This window comes from Lysobacter sp. Soil_N_51, assembly GCF_057655755.1.
Genome location: NZ_JBDGLR010000002.1, coordinates 172,417 through 189,744, shown reverse-complemented (window position 1 = coordinate 189,744; position 17,328 = coordinate 172,417). Strand labels below are relative to the sequence as shown.

Genomic DNA, 17,328 nt, shown 5'->3' with positions numbered 1-17,328 from the left:
TAGCGCTATCCGTCGCCTCTGGCCAGTTCCACGCGCTGCCAGACTTCCGCACTGACCCCTGGCGGCTTCCAAACGCCGTGTAACAGTTCGCGGAAGGCTTCATCGCCGCGAGCTACCGACTCGATGCGATCAATGAAATCGGCACCGTAGTATCCGATAAGTTCTTCCAGCGGCCCTGCCGCCAGACAGTAGAACGTGTGCTCGGGCGGGTTCCTTGCCAGCACCGCCAGAATGAACTCCCAAAGGGAGTCCGGGCTGACTTGCCTGGAAGTCACCATCGCGCGCTCGATCGGCCACCAGTGCGGGCCGTTCACATCCCGTTGCTCGACCGGGACCTCGTTCGCCTCGAGGTAGGCGTCCACCCATCCATCGAGCGTCTTTGCTTGCTTAAACCACATGGTGTTTCTCTTGTTTCTTATCAGGCCCGCCGTGCGAAACGGGCCGATGCCTGCCGTCGCGAGTATGGCGCCGACCTTCGGGAGTGCGGATTTCGCTCTCGCGTGTCCCGAATTCACTCTTCGCGATCCCTCAGCGGGATTCGCGAAGGCTTCGGTGGCTTTCCGCAATGAGGCGCGGGACCACACGCAGACCCGGATGGACCACAGGCGGGGCGCTTCGGACTGAAGGGACGCTCGTGCGATCCGACGCAACGCCAGCACTGCTCACGCCAGAGCGCGGCTTACGAACCCGCGCGGCCGGCGGACGCTTGCCCCAGGTGCGGCGCGCGATCGCCAGATCGGCGTCATGGACTGCCTTCTCGTAGCGGTTGATCCCCTCCGCTGCGGTTTCTTGCCCAGTTCCGTGAAGCTTTTGTTTGTTGAGACATCAGAAGCCTGAAGCTTCATTAGCGATCGAGGGTCGGCAGGTTTTTCGCGGGGAGCTCCAACTTGTTCTCTGCCACGAATTCGGAGGCCACTTTCACATTGACCAGGCGGATTTCGGACAGGCATTCCTCACCTTTGGCGAACGTCCCAATGTTCACATCAACGCCGTTCGCAATCGCCGAGTGAGTGTCGTAATCAGGGCCTTCGACATAGGGATAGCTGACCGCTGACACGGATTTAGCGCCGGTAATCTTCACGGCATCTTTCAGTTTGTAGCATTGGGTTTTGTCCACACCGACACTCAAAACACCGGCCTTGGTGTAGTCGATGACGATATTGATTCGATGACCATCGGAGAGCGTTAACGGCCCACTTTTCGTCACAACATCGCCAGTGATCGTTCCCGGCGCGCTGGGATAGTTCGCAAGATGGAAAATATCGGACGTTATCTGTCGCAGCCCTGCCTCGCCTTGTGTCAAAGGCAGCGAGAGGATGCGTTGGATTGTCACATCACTGATGTTTTTCGACTGCACATCTGGTGTTCGATCCCGTGATCGCCCTGCCGAGCATGCACTCGTAGTAATAACCAGCGCTATCATCAACAGCAGCAAGCCTTTCGCCTGATGCTTTCCATGTACTTGCATAACTGCCTCTGTAATGCCGGTTAACGGATGCGGACAGGCATACCACAGCGAATCATCCTAGATCGGAACTATAACGATGACGCCTGCCACTGACGACCCCAGGAACAATAGCCATGCGAAAAACACCGAACTGTTGCGCGAGACCGCACAGTTCAACCAACTGCCCGATCGGGTGAAAGGCTGGGTCATCGACTCTCCGCTTGCTAGCGCGCAGTTCGCCCAGTTCTTCCGCGACGGCGGCGTAATCAAGCCTGAGACAGGCGAAGCCTTAGCGTCATACAGGGAGCGCGTACCGCCCGAGATCGCGATCAATCCCAGCTATTACCCACTGGTCAATCTCGGAGGTAAGAGCACCGAGTACCAGGAAGGCCGGCTGTTCGCCATGATGGCTCACGAGATAGGGCATCACTCGATCAACAGCCGCACGCATCCATTCACAGGAACGACACGCGAACAGAACGTGCAGTACCGCGCCGAGCATGAGGGGCAGACGGTCCTCAATGCATTCAAGATCTTCGATGAGCTGCGAGACAAAGATGACAGCTTCCGGCCGCGGTACGACAGCGTTGGCTATGGCTCTGACCTTCAGATCGCGGTTCTGTATCAGGATTGGAGAAAGAATCACGACGAGACCGCCACGGTGCAAGGCGTCGCTTCGATCGTGTTGAGCACCCGCGATTCTCGGACCACTCAGGGTCTGGACACGGTTCCCGACTACAACAAGGATGGCACGGTCACCAACGCAGAGCGCTTCATGCGCGACTGGGACCGCAGCCAAGAGCTGAAGCAGAATGGGCCGCGCGGCAAGGAGGCGCCATCCGATACCCATCAGGAGCCACGAGCATCGGACGGCGCGCCTGCGCGACACGGCGACTCAACGAGATTGAACCACGCGGATCACGTGTTTCTGAAAGGCATCCGAGACAAGACGGGTGCGGAATTCGCGCAGCATGGACTCAGCTGCACGCCCGATCAACTGGATTGCCTGGCTGGCTGCATGGCTGCCGAGGCAAGACGTGGCGGACTCGCGCAGGTCGATCATGTCGTACTGAGCCGCCACGACAATGGCGAGATCGGCCGCCACCTATTCGCTGTGGAAGGTGCATTGAACGACCCCGCCAATCTACGCGCGCATGTCGCAACACAGCAGGCGATGGCGACACCGGCGGCCGATTCGTTGCGACAGTTCGAAGCGGTCACGCAGCAGACCAATCAGCAACAAGCGCTGTCTGCGAACGCGGAGAACGTCTTTATCGAACGTGGGCCTACGCGTCAAATGTGAAAGCCGCTACAACAATGCCCGCCCTATGTCCCTTCTATTCCTCGCAAACCTTTTTTTGTCCATCGTAACCCTGTGCTCCAGCCCATCATCCTAGGCTGTACTTGAAGGCGATTCCTTTCAGTCTATCGTCGTCGACCAACCAAGGCATCCAGACTTCTATAGTTCCGCCGCTCGCGCAGGGCACCTCACTCCGCTCTGTCAATTCGATGCCATGCACCAACACTAGGGCGTTCTCGGGATATTCCCTCTTGTGGAGCTCTACTTCATTAGAAGTCAGAAGTATCGTGCCGATGCTTCCAGTAGTGCCCTTGACCTCAACACTAACAACTTGACTGCCACGGGTCGCCAGGAGATCGAACGACTCGGTTGCGCTTACGTCTTTGATGACGAAGCCCTTGCCCTGAAAGTACGCGCTAGCCAGATCCATTGCGCGCATTTCGATAGCCTGGCGCTCAGGAGCGGTGAGAGCGAAGCCTTGGCCCATCCGTGGGCTGGCTGGGCTGGCAATCCTATTGATCGCCTCATCTGCATCGCGAACATCCGGATTGGGCGAATCGGGAGCCAATCCTAGCCGCTCTGCTCGATACAGCCGTCCAAGCAGGTCCGCTAGAACCAACGTATCTCGCTGGATCGCGGCATCGACTGGAATCGAAGCTGCGGGATAGTAGTAGGCCGCAAGACAGGACTTCTCATACGCGAGGGCCAATTTAGCCTTGGCACCCAACCGCACCTCGTACACGAGTGTCGGATCGATCATCAAACGCTCAGAAAGCGTCGCTCTTCCCCATGCCATCAATCTTGCGAGCTCTTCATCGGAGCGAGCAATAAATGCTCCTCCGTCGAAATGAGTAGAGCCATGGGCCAGTGCCAAGTACGCGCCTGCCCCATCGCGACGATGCAGAAGGACCACGTACCAACCCACTGTTGCGCTGGGGGAAACGGCCTTGGAGGCGAATCGCACCCACGGAACTCGTGATTTCAACCCCGTTCCATCTCGGCCCTCAATCAGCAGGTCCTCGCTCTTAAGGCCAGTCGCTTGCAAAAGAGCCGGTCGGAATTGCTCCCATGACGCGGGGATAACGTTGCGAATCAAGTCGCCCCGGCGCCCCATTTCAATCGTGTTCGACGATGAATAAGCGGCTTGAAGCTCCAAAACTTCGGCTACGGCCATCCTTAGCTCCATGGCTTCACTTCCTTGGCGGTGACGTGATCGGAAGCCTATGGAACGGCTCCCCTGAGAACACGCTAACCGTAGCTTAAGTTCATACCAAAGGCACTCTTCTAGCACCTATTCAGCAGAATGAGGCACCGCACCGATCGGCAAGACCAAGCCGATCTCAACCTCGCTTAAGAAAGCGCAGCGCTCCAACTGGAGTCGGACGCTGCGTGAAGAGTTTTGTGTGATGCGCGAACCTATACGAGAGGTGCCGAGGAAACCGGCCTAGCCTTCATCGCACAGCTGGTATTCGCCGATGGCCCGGGCGTGAAGCCATGTACTGGTCAGAACTTGTCGCGCGTGACAATCGATTGGCTCAGGCAGGCTTTGAGGTCGGCCACGGCCTAGCGCTGCTCGGGTTTGGACAACAGGCCCAAGGTCAGGATGGCCTCGGCCATGGTGTCGGTTTCGACGTAGAGCAAGGCGAGCGGGACGCCCAAGGCCCCGGCGATGCGGCGCGCGGTCGCCGTCGGGCATGCGGACTATTCAGCCCATCCGTGGCCCACGGTTCGGAGCTTCTGGGCCATCCAGCGATGCAGCCTGCTGGCGGTTGAGCTGTTCGACTTGGTCCAAGCTTTTGGACGCTGGAGCGTTCGCCGCCTCGGTGGCGTTCACGCTTGTCAGGAAGCGGGGTTCTTTGTCGCCCCAGGACTGGTAGACGGCGAAGACGTGGACATCGCCATTGGCTTGGGGATTGCCGACTACTACTTTGTCCAGACGCTGGCTGAGCGTGTCGGCTTTGTGGGCGAGAAGCAGATTCGCCGAAGTATTCCGACTTTCCTCTTCGCTCCACCGGCCGGATGCTTGCACCGTGCCGCGAATCATTTCGTAAGCCGCGTTGTACGCGTGCGAAGGGTGATCGGCCTGTCGAGAACGTTGAGGAGCACGTGATTCGGGCTCCGGTTTAGAGGATCGCGAATCGTCTACCAGCGTTGGCGGCCGATGCATCAGTCGCTGGAAGTCTTGGAGATAGACGTCGCGTTGCGTCAGAACACCATCGCCGTTCTGATCGGCCAGAGGTTCTTTGCGTGTGTAAGGGAAGTTCGGGATCGGCGCCGCCAGATGAGCGACGGCCGTCGCGTCGTTGATACGGCCCGCCTTCCATTCGGAGTAGATACCCGCCGGCTCAAGTCCGCTGCCTCGGCCGTATCCAACCGCATCCCACTTTGCGCGGAATTCGGGGTCGCTCTTCTGCAAGTCGTCGAAAATCGGAAACGCGTTGAAGACCGTCCTGGCTTCCAGCTCACTGCGGTACTGAACGTATTCCTCGGCCGCCTTGCCCTTGAATGGCTCGGTACCTGGATTGTGTTTGTCGTGACCGATCTCGTGCGCCAGGGTGGCGAACAATCTCAGCTCGGTATCCATATGGTGCGCGGCATCCGGACCGGTCAGATCGGAATGCGTCTTGGCGCTGATGTAGATCTTCGGCGGCTGCGTGGCATGGTAATAAGGCAGATCGACACTCTGCGCCGGCTCGACCTTCCCACCTTGGGCGAAGAACTCGGCGAAGTCCTGCGTCGCATGAGGGGATTGCAGAATCCAGTCTCGCGTGCGCTCCGGCAGCGATTGAAATCCGGGTTGCGAATCAAGCAGTTCGGTGCGTTGCGTCGGCATGGCCCATTGATCCTTCAAAGGCGTTGATCGCTCAGTTTGTTCGCCGGGTCGTCGCGAGATGAAGGAAGCTGATATCGGCGAGGCAACGCGGGTTGTTCTGCGATTCGGTCAGCGTCAGCTTCATGCCGTTTTGCTCGACAGAAAAGCTTCGCCCCACGCCACCAGCCGGTGCCGGTGGACTCCACTGAACACCCGCGGTCTTGGCGGCCCGATCCATCGGGAAGCAGGGCTGCTCGGCGATGAAGACCGAGGCCACCGCTCGATACCAGTATTGGTTGTCCACCTGCGCACCCGCCAGGCTGAAACCATCGCTCAGGCGGACCGGATTTCGCGCATACACAGTGGGTGGTGCCGCGCTGAACGCCTGTGCGCGATACACGCCGAGCAAGGCAGTAACCGCTTTGTCGTAGCCTTCCGGCCCTTGCAAGGGCCAGCGCAGGAAGTCCTCGACCGTGGGCGTTATTTCCTTCGTCGCGTCGGATACGGACACTGGACGCGTGGCCGCGCTGCAAGCGCTTTGCGCCAACAAGGTGAGCAGCAACGCCGCCTTGAAACAACGTCCCTGTGCGTTCATCGCGGTACTCATAGTTGCGCGCTCCCTTCGTGCGCAGTCCGGCTGCCATTCGAGAGTAATGCAGTTACTTGAAGTGCGACAGCGCGTCTTTGGACGGCGTCAGCGTGGCAATGCCCTGATGCTTCTTCACCCGTAATGACAGGCACAAGCAAGTCACGGATTTATCGAGCGTGTCTGCGACGACACTACCAAGCGGAGCGCCGGACCGGATCGCTCAGCACCTCAAGACCATTGGCGCGAACCATCAGCCGATCAAGCTGCGACGCGATGCCTATCCGGCTCAGGACTTGTCGCGCGCAGCGATCGACTGGGTCAGGCGGGTCTTGAGGTCGGCCACGGCCTTGCGCTGCTCGGGTTTGGACAACAGGCCCAAGGTCAGGATGGCCTCGGCCATGGTGTCGGTTTCGGCGTAGAGGAAGGCGAGCGGGACGCCCAAGGCCTCGGCGATGCGGCGCGCGGTCGCCAGATCGGCGTCATGGACCGCCTTCTCGTAGCGGTTGATCCGCACGGCCGCGGTTTCTTGCGGTAGACCTATGGTCATGCCCAGCTCCTTCTGCGTGAGCCCGACATCTTCCCTGGCCTGCTTCAAGCGCTGGGCAAAGATGGAGCGGGCGTCTACTTCGGTCTGGGCCATGTGGTGAAGGATGGCTTCAAACCGCTGGAGCGTAAATTACGTTAAACGTAATAAAATGTCCAGCCCCCGAATCACCAATGCTTTTGGATAGGCAATAGCCCCCTCTTGCCTAGCATTTGGCTTTGTTGCATCGAAATGGGTCGTTCAATTATTGAGGCACGCTTAGCCAGGATGAAATCAACGTCCTTTAAATTCAGCATGCAACCGGACGGCTTTTTTGATTTGAGAGCGAACAGACGAACTCAAATCCGCATATTCTCGACGTCGCTCCAACGCCTGGATGGCATCCAGAGGATCCACAGGCATGCGCTTGGCGTGCAAGATACGGTTGGCCCGCTTGAATCGCGAGATGACGTTACCGGCGGTACGCGGGGTGTAACTCTGTGTATCGGTCAGCCAAGTTCTGAATGTACGGTCGCCTGGTGTCATCGAGCGTACCTCCTCAAAAGTAAGGATAGCCTTCGCCACATAGCGAGCCAATCTCACAGGCACCGCATTGGCGATCATGATGTCCTTCTGATTTGCACTGCCCAGAAATTTGAAGCCTTTAGCAAAAGTCTGGATCCGCGCGCGCTGCTCCGGCGTCAACTGCTTGACCGTCGAAGGCGCGACTGCATCATCTGGATGTCGCTTGTAACCTGGCGGTACTGGTCTGTTAGTGGAGCGAATCGTGGCCGATGGTTCATCAACGGAGTAAATAGCACGGCGCCCCCACGTGCGAGGGTGGCGATAATAGTGATCGAAATCGAACTCGTCCTTAACGAATTCACGCACGGTCATCGGTGTATCCGCAGCACCATCGAGAAGATCATCCAATAGGAAGTCGTCGTCTTCCTCTAAGCGGCCCACAGCGAAAAAGCGCTTTCGATTCTGCGGCACACCGTAGTAGGCTGCATTAAGTACGCATTCGGTAATGCCATAACCAGCGCTGCTCAGCAACCGTCGTGCGCTCAACCAAGACATGCTCTTCCGGGCTTCCATGACGTTTTCCATCAGGAACCAAGTCGGGCGTACCGCACGGATAATTTCGGCATACGATACCGTCAACCTGGCGCGGTGACTTTCGATCCTATCGCCAGCGGCAGAAAAATCCTGGCAAGGTGGTCCGCCGACGATGATTTCCGGCCTCTCTTTCTTGACACCTGCAACGGCATCAATCAGATCAGCCAGATCAAGATCTTTTACTGGATGATCAAAATTCTTCTCGTACACAGCACGCGCCGGCTGCCATTTCTCCACTGCGAGCGCCAGTTCGAAGCCAGCAGCCTCGAAGCCTTTGCTTAGCCCCCCGCACCCTGAGAATAAATCTACCGTCCGCATGTTGACACCCTCCTGTTCGGCGTCAAGCTAGCTGACAGCAGCAATGACGTCAATAAATTGACGCCGAGCTCGATCCGCGGCTCGCATTGTCCTGGCGAATCAGAGCACTATTAAGGCAGCACAGTCTCGTGCGCCGCGACAGCAGCATCTACAGTGCGCGACTGATGGGCTCTCAAGCTTGCACAGCTACGGGACGAAACTCGGGCGCAGGCAATAGCTCATACAACTGATCGGCAGTCAATGAAGGCAAATCAAAAGTGACATCGATTTGCCGCAGCACTTCGACTAGCCGCACCACGCTACCAGCGCCGGTACTTGCAGCACCTTTTCGCAGCCTACCTTTCGGACCATCCCAGTACAGCTTATGCACGACCTCGATCAGCGGCTGCGAGTATGCAAAGCTGGCACCCACCTTACGGCTGAGCAACTGTTCCTCGACCTTCGTGTGCTGAGCCGGCCCGCCCAATAAAACTCGCGCGTAGTCATTGAACTGAAAAACCGACTGCACAGCACCTCGCACCAGGTGCCGATGGTAATGGTCATATTCCTTCCAGGCAGCTTTATTGACGCCCAACATATGCCGACTGCGGTCGCCGATGAACCAGCGATCATCCTTTTTCGGCATGGTGGATGCCGAATAGAACAACGACAACCACGCCCACACTGCATGGTCGCGCAACAGTTTGGGTACTTGTGGGCGCTCCACCGCGACACAGATTGTCATCCCAAGATCAAACTTACTCTCGAAAGTCTGCAGCTCCAGATTTGCGTCAACTGGACCGGCCTCTGTGTATCGTGGATCCTCGAGTAAGTCACAGGGTGGCGGCAAAGCTTGATACTTCTCCGACAGATACGCAGCAAAGCACTCCAGACCGGCCGCATTGAATCGCCTGATTTTCATGACTTAATCCTCCGCCGGGCCTTGGATCAGCTCATTGATTTTATCGGTGAACTGAAAATGCATGCAAAATGCAGACAGCAGCTCATTGACCCACCGTTCAATATCCAGCCATTCGGCGTTATGACCATCTTCGCCGACAGGTGGATCGCTGGGAGCATGCACACTGGCATACTGCAGCCACTGCTTAGCCCATGATTCCTCGCGTAAATCTCGATCCTGAAGCAGACGCAATAGCACCATTCGTAGCGCAGCAGGCACAACGGCACCCTGCATAAAAGCGTCTCGCGTAAGGAAGTTATCCGTGCCTAGGATTCGCTTATTAACTTGAATGATGGGACCGATGCCATCTTCCCAGTGGAGTCGCCATGGCTCCTGACCCAGTTCGTACTCTTGCACTGGCAACAGCTCATGTCTTTGCGCCGAGTCGTCAGCAATCCGAACGTTTTTTGCTTCGGCCAATAACAACCCTGCCAACCGGCTCACGATTTTTACTGTAAAGACGACGTTCTCGTCCGTATCGAAATCTTCAAGCGTGGCACTGAACTGCGGGCCGGGCCGGCTCAGAACCTCACCGACCAAGCCTGCGAACAGGCGAGCGAAAGAGCTCGTTGTGTGACGATTGGCTTCCAAAATTACCTGAGCGCTGAGCCATTCCTCCGAGTCATGCGCTACTTTTATCTGGCTTAACCCAAAATCTTCAACGATGACTCGCGGCGGCCCTCCTGGGAGCGACAGTGTGCGCATCTTCACCGCATTGCGAGGGATCCTCGCGCGCTCGGTGTAGTTGAACTGACGCTTGACGTTGATACGCATCACGTCGTCTCCTCTGACGCTGCGCTTAGATCAATTACAAGGTCACGCTTGGGATCAAAGCCCTTGGCCGCCAAGACAAAACCCGGCCCTACATCCTTTAGGCGAATCCTATTACCTTCAAACGATACGTTGCCATCACCTGTTTGCACGATAACGATCGACTCGCCGAAAATGAAATCCGCAGCATTCCACTTCATACTACCCCGACGGACTGCATACCCCACGTCTACGACGGCGTGAAGCAGATCAGCGCCAACCTCATCGGCTACTCGCAGCTCAAAGCCGCCGACTATTTGATGCACCTCAATAGCGGGGTCCTGCGACTCTATATCAGGGAAGTCCTTTTTCTCTTTGACATCATCAGGCTTCTCTTCTGGGGGCTTCGGTTGCCAGAAGAAGTCTTTTAAGAGATTCTTGATATGTCGATCTTCGTCTTCATCGACGAGAATACGTTGTAGATCGCCCAGGCCATGCCGAATCGGGCGGAACGAAGTCTCCACTCCTAGATATTTGTCGCGTAGCTTGTTCATTACCCATCTCACATGGGAGACCCCTTCGGAATCGCCGAGAAAGCGCGAGGCCGGGCCATGATCTGCTACAAGCAACCCCAAAGTAGAAGCACCAACCAGGACACGCTGCTGCCCTGGGACCGTCACGCGGCCCCGCACATAGGTCTCTCGAGCGGCGTTGGCATCAGAGGCTCGACGGACGTAGAGAAATACAGCGCCAATCTGCGGACCACTTTCTCTCGGGCGGATTTCAACGGGCAAGCGCACGGCCACCGTCTTACCCTCCCGATAGAGATCGCGCATGACCGACAAGTCTTCCTCGCGAAAATGCTCAATTTTTAAGCGATCGCGTAAAGCCCCTTCTTTCGGTTCAAACGGCCTCAGAGTGCCTGATGCTACCTCAGCACTAAGCTCGGCAGCGGCGCGCAAGCGTGCGTCGGCGTGATTGGCAACGACCGATAACAGCGTCTCTTTGGAAAGGTCGATATCATCGATTTCCAGATGTAAGTGGCCACTGAGGATTTGGTGAAAGCAATGCTCCACGGCGGCCTGAACCAGGGCCTCTTTGGTGATTTCAGGCAGTGGGTACGGCACGATCAGCGATAACCCCGCTTCTGCTTGTCGCTCGAGCTCGAAGTCAACCTTGGCTTGCTGCACGACCTCACCTTCGAACGGCATAGCCCAGACATCATCTTGACTAGGTGAGAACTGACCAAAGGAATCATAAACTTCGCCATCGATCCGATGCGGACGTAGAACGACTTGCCCCATCATCAGCTCACGGTCGTCGTCGAATCGATGCGTCACGCCGTAGAACGTGCGGATTCGGCTGCTGGAAGGCACCACGCTTTTGCCGATTCCATGGCGGCCGCCTGCATCGTCGCCCTTGCTGGAGGCCCCGTACCGCTTCCAGAAGGCAAGGAAAGCGCTTTTCTCTTGATTAGAGTCGTCGTAACCGCCAATCAGCCCCGTAGTCCCAAAGTCCTCGATAACCAAAACCGGCACAGGGCCGTCGGCATCCAGCGGCAATGGAGTCCGCAGGCCAGATGCAGTCAGATGCTCGTGCAGTGAGGGGCGCCCAGGAAGAGCCGCCAGGTAACGTGATCGGAAGATATCCGGATCGATCGTTCGAAACTGAAACGACAGCCGAACCTCTCCCGCGCCCCTGGCGGCATCACCTGAATTTTGCGTCAGCTCGCGGATCAGTGCGTGCGCACTGTCGCGCACGTCGCTAGCGAAGAATTCATCATGCTTCGGTGCCGCCTCGATCATGCGCGGCGGATGAACGGCGAATCCCCACATAACAGCCCCCTGTGTACAGCTTGAATTCCATGTCGTTGCGCGGCCCCAATTCATTAAAGCGGCGCTCCAGCTGCTCAACTTCTCAGTTCAGAGCGCTCACCACTTTGCGAACGTCTGGATCTGAGAAGTCGTAATGCGCTCTATTGGACAAAATTGCTTACTAGTCGAATGACCCTGATCGATTTGACTATCCGCAATTCGACCAACCCCACGAACTTGCCTCGCTAATCTCGTTTCCCGTCTTTTTTAGCGCTTGCTTTCAAGGCAACCGCCTATAGCGCGCCAGCTTCAACCATACACCCTCTTTAAATACTGTCAACACTGGTGCAAATATTATTTTAATCTGCACAGCACGGAAACCATCACGCCCCTTTGCAGACCTTACAAGCGGCTAAGCTCATGCCCGACAATCTCACTCCCGAGCAACGACGACGGACCATGCAAGCGGTTCGCAGCTTTAACACCGGCCCGGAAATGAAACTCCGGCAAGCGGTACACGCGCTAGGCCTTCGTTTCCGAATTCATCGCAAGGATCTGCCTGGAACCCCAGACCTGGTATTTCCTCGCTGGAAGGCGATAGTGTTCATCCACGGCTGTTTCTGGCACGGACACGCGCAATGTCCAAAGGCCGCCATACCCGCAACGCGTGTCGAATATTGGAAACAAAAACAAAGCCGAAACTAGGAACGCGATAGACTCGCGGCAAAACAACTACGTGATACAGGTAGGCGAGTCCATATCATCTGGGAATGCCGTTTGAAAACCCAAAGAGGTCGCCGTAAGTCTGCGGAGATGGGTACAGCGCGCGCGCCCCCAGAATTGCCAGCGCTAGAAATTAGCGTGCGGGCAGATATGTTACGGCAATGACGGCAAATTACCCCCCCTTAACGTGACGCAAAAAAGGCGGCCTAAGCCGCCTTTCTCTAGCTCAAATTGAACATCAAACCCCCAACGGATTCGGCTTCTCCACATCAATCTTGTACTGCTTGATAGCCCTCGCCACATCCTTCCCAGTCATCTTGCCTTCCGCCGCCAGCGCCGCAATGGCCGCATGCGCGATGTAGTACCGATCGACTTCGAAGTGGCGCCGCAAGTTGGCGCGGGTGTCGGAACGGCCGAAGCCGTCGGTGCCCAGCACGGTGTAGCGCATCGGTACGAACGCGCGGACTTGCTCGGGGTACATGCGGATGTAGTCGGTCGCGGCGATCGCCGGGCCGGCGCGGCCTTCCAGCAGTTCGGTGATGTAGGGCTTGCGCGCGGTCTTGGCTTCGGGGTTGAGGCGGTTCCAACGCTCGACATCACACGCGTCGCGGGCGAGTTCGTTGAAGCTGGGGCAGGACCAGATGTCGGCGGTGACGCCGAAGTCTTTGTCCAGCAGCTCGGCGGCGGCGATGGCTTCGCGCAGGATGGTGCCGCTGCCCAGCAGCTGCACGCGCAGTTCGCCCTTCTTGGGCTTGCCGGCGTCCTTCAACAGGTACATGCCCTTGATGATGCCGTCGGCGCTGCCTTCGGGCATGTCGGGGTGGGTGTAGTTTTCGTTCATCAGGGTGAGGTACCAGTACTCATCCTGTTGTTCGGTCAGCATGCGCTGCATGCCGTGTTGCAGCAGGGTCACGACTTCGTAGCTGAAGGTCGGGTCGTAGCTGCGGCAGTTCGGGATCAGGCCGGCCTGGACCATGCTGTGGCCGTCTTCGTGTTGCAGGCCTTCGCCGTTGAGGGTGGTGCGGCCGGCGGTGGCGCCCAGCAGGAAGCCGCGCGCGCGCATGTCGGCGGCTTGCCAGGCGCTGTCGCCGATGCGCTGGAAGCCGAACATCGAGTAATAGATGTAGAACGGCAGCATCTGCAGGTCGTTGGTGCTGTAGCTGGTCGCGGCGGCGAGCCACGACGAGAACGCGCCGGCTTCGGTGATGCCTTCTTCCAGCACTTGGCCGGTGGTGTCTTCGCGGTAGTACATCAGTTGGTCGCGATCGACCGGCTTGTACTTCTGGCCATGAGGGGCGTAGATGCCGAGCTGACGGAACAGGCCTTCCATGCCGAAGGTGCGCGCTTCATCGGCGACGATGGGAACGATGCGCGGGCCAACCTGCTTGTCGCGCAGGGCGATGTTGAGCGCCTGCACGAACGACATGGTGGTGCTGATTTCGCGCTCGCCGGTGCTCTTGAGCAGGCGGTCGAAAGCTTCGAGCTTGGGCACTTCCAGCGAGGTGCTGGCCTTGCGGCGGCGCTGCGGCAGGAAGCCGCCGAGGGCCTTGCGGCGCTCGAGCATGTATTCGACTTCCGGCGATTTTTCGCCGGGGTGGTAGAACGGGACGGCGCCGTCTTTGAGTTGTTCGTCGGTGACCGGGATGTTGAAGCGGTCGCGGAACAGGCGGACGGCTTCGTCGTCCATCTTCTTGGTGCCGTGGGTCGGGTTGAGCGATTCGCCCGATGCTCCCATGCCGTAGCCCTTGACCGTCTTGGCCAGGATGACGGTGGGCATGCCCTTGGTGTTGACGGCTTCCTGGTAGGCGGCGAAGACCTTGTGCGGGTCGTGGCCGCCGCGGTTGAGGCGCCAGATGTCGTCGTCGGACAGGTTGGCGACGAGCGCGGCGGTCTCGGGGTATTTGCCGAAGAAGTTGTCGCGGGTGTATTTGCCGCCGAAGGCTTTGCAGTTCTGGTATTCGCCGTCGACGGTTTCCATCATCAGCTGGCGCAGCTTGCCGGTGGTGTCGCGCGCGAGCAGCGGATCCCAGTAGCTGCCCCAGATGGTCTTGATGACGTTCCAGCCGGCGCCGCGGAACTGGCCTTCGAGCTCTTGAATGATCTTGCCGTTGCCGCGCACCGGGCCGTCGAGGCGCTGCAGGTTGCAGTTGATGACGAAGACCAGGTTGTCGAGGCCTTCGCGGCCGGCGACGGAGATGGCGCCGAGGGATTCGGGTTCGTCGGTTTCGCCGTCGCCGAGGAAGGCCCAGACCTTGCGGTCGGACTTCGGCATCAGGCCGCGGCCTTCGAGGTATTTCCAGTTGCGCGCCTGGTAGATGGCGCTGATCGGGCCCAGGCCCATCGACACGGTCGGGACTTGCCAGTAATCGGGCATCAGCCACGGGTGCGGGTAGGAGCTGACGCCGCGGCCGTCGACTTCCATGCGGAAGTTGTCGAGCTGGGATTCGCTCATGCGGCCTTCGAGGAAGGAGCGCGCGTAGATGCCGGGGGAGCTGTGGCCCTGGATGCCGATCAGGTCGCCCGGGTGGTCGGCCGAGGGGGCGCGCCAGAAGTGGTTGAAGCCGACGTCGTACAGGGTGGCCGCGGAGGCGAAGCTGGCGATGTGGCCGCCGAGGTCGCCGGGCTTGCGGTTGGCGCGCACGACCATGGCCATGGCGTTCCAGCGGATCAGCGAGCGGATCCGCCATTCCATCGCGTTGTCGCCGGGGCTCTTGGCCTCCAGGTGCGCGGGGATGGTGTTGATGTATTCGGTGGTCGGCTGGAACGGCAGGTGGGCGCCGGCGCGGCGGGTGACCTCGACCATGCCTTCGAGCAACTGGTGGGCGCGCTCGGCGCCGTCGCGGGCGATGACGGCCTGGACGGATTCGACCCATTCCTGGGTTTCGGTCGGGTCGGGGTCGTTCTGCAGGAGGTCGTGCAGGGAGCTGGCAAGCGGCTGGTTCATCTATCTCGCGGCCCCGTGGCCGCGCCTCGAATGTTGGGGGACGGATTAGAGCGTCGAGTCTAACAAACGGGGGGTGGGGTTCGGCTTGCTTTGGGTGGTCGGTGGGGTGGGATAGTTCGTATTGGCTAGGGGCGTTTGGGCGGACTGGGGTGGTTGGGCGCGCGGGTGGGTGGATACGCGGGCGTGTGGTCAGGTTTGTCGGGGCTTGAGGTGTCGTGGTCGCGGCTCACGCCGCTCCTACCCCGGACTGCGCTGCTCAGGGGGTAGGAGCGGCGTAAGCCGCGATCCGATGCCGGCACGAAACCCGACAGCCGAAACAGCCTTTCGCCGATTCGGCCAAATCGGGGCAGCGGTCATCTTGTCGGCATGCCTCAACTTCGACGAAAACCCGCTCCCGGACATGCGGCCCTGCGCCGCGGCCGGGCATCCGAGGCTCACCATCTTTATCTGGTTACCTTCGCCACGGCGCATCGACGGCCTTTGTTTGCCGACGCTACGCTGGCCTGCGTAGCGGCCGAGGCGCTGTTGGACGCGCGTGCTTGGGAACGCTCGAAATTATTGGCCTGGGTGTTGATGCCGGATCATTGGCACGGGCTGATCGAGTTGGGCGATGGTGAATTGTTGTCGGCGCTGGTGCGGCGGCTTAAATCGAACTCATCGCGCTTGGTGCGTCGGAAGGAGCCCGCGCTGAAGGCCGTGTGGGCGCAGGCGTATCACGATCACGCGCTGCGGCGAGAGGCGTCGTTGATTCATGTGGCCCGGTATGCGGTGATGAATCCGGTGCGGGCGGGGTTGGTGCGGCGAGTGGGGGAGTGGCCGTATTGGGGAGCAGTGTGGGTGCAGCGGTGATCGCGCAACGGGCGTGATGACGCCGGCATGACAGGTGTCGGTCCCGGTGTGGAGGTTCTCGGTCGCGGCTCACGCCGCTCCTACAGTCGCTACGCACGATCCCCTTGTAGGAGCGGCGTGAGCCGCGACCGCGTCAATTGAACTACGGCGCTAATGACCTCCAGCCCGCGCCACTCACGCCGGCGCGCTATGCAACACCACGATGCCCGCGACGATCAGGCCGACACCACCCAGCTTCATCGCGGTGATCGATTCGCCAAACACCATCGCGCCCAGCAACACCGTGCCGGCGGCGCCGATGCCGGTCCACACCGCGTACGCGCTGCCGACCGGCAAGGCGGTCAACGCGCGACCCAGCAGCCAGACGAAGGCGATCAAGGTGACGATGGACGCTGCGGTCCAGCCGGGCCGGGTGTAGCCCTGCGACAACTTCATCGACAAGGCCCAGGCCACGTCGATCAGGCCGGCGGCGATCAGCATTGTCCATGCGGTCGAGGCTTTCATGCCGATGCGGGCTCGGGTTTAACCCGCGCGTCCTCGCGTTCGCGGCGCAATGCATCGCGCACGCTGTCGCGCTGGCCGATGCGGTCGAGGTAGGCGTCCAGGGCCGGGTACGGGTGCAGGTCCATCTTCAGCGCGCGCGCCCAGCCGGCGATGGTGTAGAGGTAGGCGTCGGCGATGCTGAAGGTCTTGCCGAACACGTAGGCATTTTTTGCGAGGTGACGATCGATGTAGGCCAGGCGCGGCTGCAGGCGCTCGCGCACGACCGCGCCGGGGGCGTCGCCGTATTCGGGATGGAACAGCCACGGGCTGAACAACTTGTGCAGTTCGGAGCTGATGAAGGTCAGCCATTGCTGCAGTTCGATCCGTTCGAAACTGCCCGGCGGCGGAGCGAGATCGCTGCCCGGGTGCTGGTCGGCGAGGTACTGCACAATGGCGACGCCTTCGTGCAGGATGCGGCCGTCGTCGAGTTCCAGCAGCGGCACGTAACCCAGCGGACTGAGTTCGCGGAAGTCGCGGCCGTCGGCGACGACGATCGGGTCCGGGCCGATGCGCACGCGTTGCAGTTCGGCGTCGATGCCGAGTTCGCGCAGGACGATATGCGGTGCGAACGAGCAGGTGTGCGGGGTGTAGTAGAGCTTCATGGCCGTGTATCCGTGGAGGAGTGGCGCTACTCTCCCTGCGCGGGCCTTCGCCGGG

16 protein-coding genes are annotated in these 17,328 nt (G+C 59.4%); 3 read left to right on the top strand and 13 right to left on the bottom strand.

What is annotated here, in order from left to right; genetic code table 11:
- Positions 1–5: 5 nt before the first annotated feature.
- Entirely contained in the window at positions 6–398 is a 393-nt protein-coding gene (locus tag AC3A4T_RS03820; protein ID WP_487674176.1) for a DUF6869 domain-containing protein, read from the bottom strand.
- 446 nt (positions 399–844) lie between these two features.
- The gene (locus AC3A4T_RS03815) at positions 845–1,435 is read right to left on the bottom strand and encodes a hypothetical protein (protein ID WP_487674175.1); all 591 of its coding nucleotides are present in this window, start codon (positions 1,433–1,435) and stop codon (positions 845–847) included.
- A gap of 109 nt (positions 1,436–1,544) precedes the next feature.
- Between AC3A4T_RS03815 and AC3A4T_RS03810 the strand changes: the two genes are divergently transcribed.
- Complete coding sequence (locus tag AC3A4T_RS03810) at positions 1,545–2,750, top strand: XVIPCD domain-containing protein (protein ID WP_487674174.1); 1,206 nt, start codon at positions 1,545–1,547, stop codon at positions 2,748–2,750.
- 85 nt (positions 2,751–2,835) lie between these two features.
- Here the strand turns inward: AC3A4T_RS03810 and AC3A4T_RS03805 are convergent, their stop codons facing one another.
- From AC3A4T_RS03805 to AC3A4T_RS03770, 8 genes are all read right to left on the bottom strand, one after another.
- Positions 2,836–3,921 (bottom strand): MrcB family domain-containing protein, encoded by a 1,086-nt coding sequence (locus tag AC3A4T_RS03805; protein WP_487674173.1) that lies wholly within the window; start codon positions 3,919–3,921, stop codon positions 2,836–2,838.
- A gap of 531 nt (positions 3,922–4,452) precedes the next feature.
- Complete coding sequence (locus AC3A4T_RS03800; protein ID WP_487674172.1) at positions 4,453–5,580, bottom strand: XVIPCD domain-containing protein; 1,128 nt, start codon at positions 5,578–5,580, stop codon at positions 4,453–4,455.
- 31 nt (positions 5,581–5,611) lie between these two features.
- The gene (locus AC3A4T_RS03795; protein WP_487674171.1) at positions 5,612–6,166 is read right to left on the bottom strand and encodes a hypothetical protein; all 555 of its coding nucleotides are present in this window, start codon (positions 6,164–6,166) and stop codon (positions 5,612–5,614) included.
- Between the two features lie 268 nt (positions 6,167–6,434).
- Positions 6,435–6,788, bottom strand: coding sequence for a helix-turn-helix domain-containing protein (locus tag AC3A4T_RS03790; protein WP_487674170.1), 354 nt, complete (start codon positions 6,786–6,788; stop codon positions 6,435–6,437).
- Between the two features lie 177 nt (positions 6,789–6,965).
- A complete protein-coding gene (locus AC3A4T_RS03785; protein WP_487674169.1) occupies positions 6,966–8,108 on the bottom strand; it encodes a DNA cytosine methyltransferase in 1,143 nt (380 codons plus the stop codon).
- A gap of 172 nt (positions 8,109–8,280) precedes the next feature.
- Positions 8,281–9,009 (bottom strand): hypothetical protein, encoded by a 729-nt coding sequence (locus tag AC3A4T_RS03780; protein ID WP_487674168.1) that lies wholly within the window; start codon positions 9,007–9,009, stop codon positions 8,281–8,283.
- A gap of 3 nt (positions 9,010–9,012) precedes the next feature.
- Positions 9,013–9,822, bottom strand: coding sequence for a hypothetical protein (locus AC3A4T_RS03775; protein ID WP_487674167.1), 810 nt, complete (start codon positions 9,820–9,822; stop codon positions 9,013–9,015).
- Entirely contained in the window at positions 9,822–11,633 is a 1,812-nt protein-coding gene (locus AC3A4T_RS03770; RefSeq protein WP_487674166.1) for a hypothetical protein, read from the bottom strand. The genes AC3A4T_RS03775 and AC3A4T_RS03770 overlap by 1 nt, the downstream gene beginning before the upstream one ends.
- A 399-nt stretch (positions 11,634–12,032) precedes the next feature.
- On the opposite strand from AC3A4T_RS03770, the gene AC3A4T_RS03765 reads away from it, so the two are divergent.
- Entirely contained in the window at positions 12,033–12,317 is a 285-nt protein-coding gene (locus tag AC3A4T_RS03765) for a very short patch repair endonuclease (protein ID WP_487674165.1), read from the top strand.
- Positions 12,318–12,573: 256 nt separating this feature from the next.
- Here the strand turns inward: AC3A4T_RS03765 and aceE are convergent, their stop codons facing one another.
- On the bottom strand, positions 12,574–15,279 hold the full coding sequence (gene aceE, locus AC3A4T_RS03760; RefSeq protein WP_487674164.1) for a pyruvate dehydrogenase (acetyl-transferring), homodimeric type: 2,706 nt from the start codon (positions 15,277–15,279) through the stop codon (positions 12,574–12,576).
- A 366-nt stretch (positions 15,280–15,645) separates the two neighbouring features.
- Here aceE and AC3A4T_RS03755 point away from each other — a divergent pair, with 366 nt between their 5' ends.
- Positions 15,646–16,128 (top strand): REP-associated tyrosine transposase, encoded by a 483-nt coding sequence (locus tag AC3A4T_RS03755; RefSeq protein WP_487674163.1) that lies wholly within the window; start codon positions 15,646–15,648, stop codon positions 16,126–16,128.
- A gap of 174 nt (positions 16,129–16,302) precedes the next feature.
- Here AC3A4T_RS03755 and AC3A4T_RS03750 read toward each other — a convergent pair whose 3' ends face one another.
- Both AC3A4T_RS03750 and gstA read right to left on the bottom strand, forming a co-directional pair.
- Positions 16,303–16,632, bottom strand: coding sequence for a DMT family transporter (locus AC3A4T_RS03750; protein ID WP_487674162.1), 330 nt, complete (start codon positions 16,630–16,632; stop codon positions 16,303–16,305).
- A complete protein-coding gene (gstA, locus tag AC3A4T_RS03745) occupies positions 16,629–17,273 on the bottom strand; it encodes a glutathione transferase GstA (RefSeq protein WP_487674161.1) in 645 nt (214 codons plus the stop codon). The genes AC3A4T_RS03750 and gstA overlap by 4 nt, the downstream gene beginning before the upstream one ends.
- Positions 17,274–17,328: the final 55 nt, after the last annotated feature.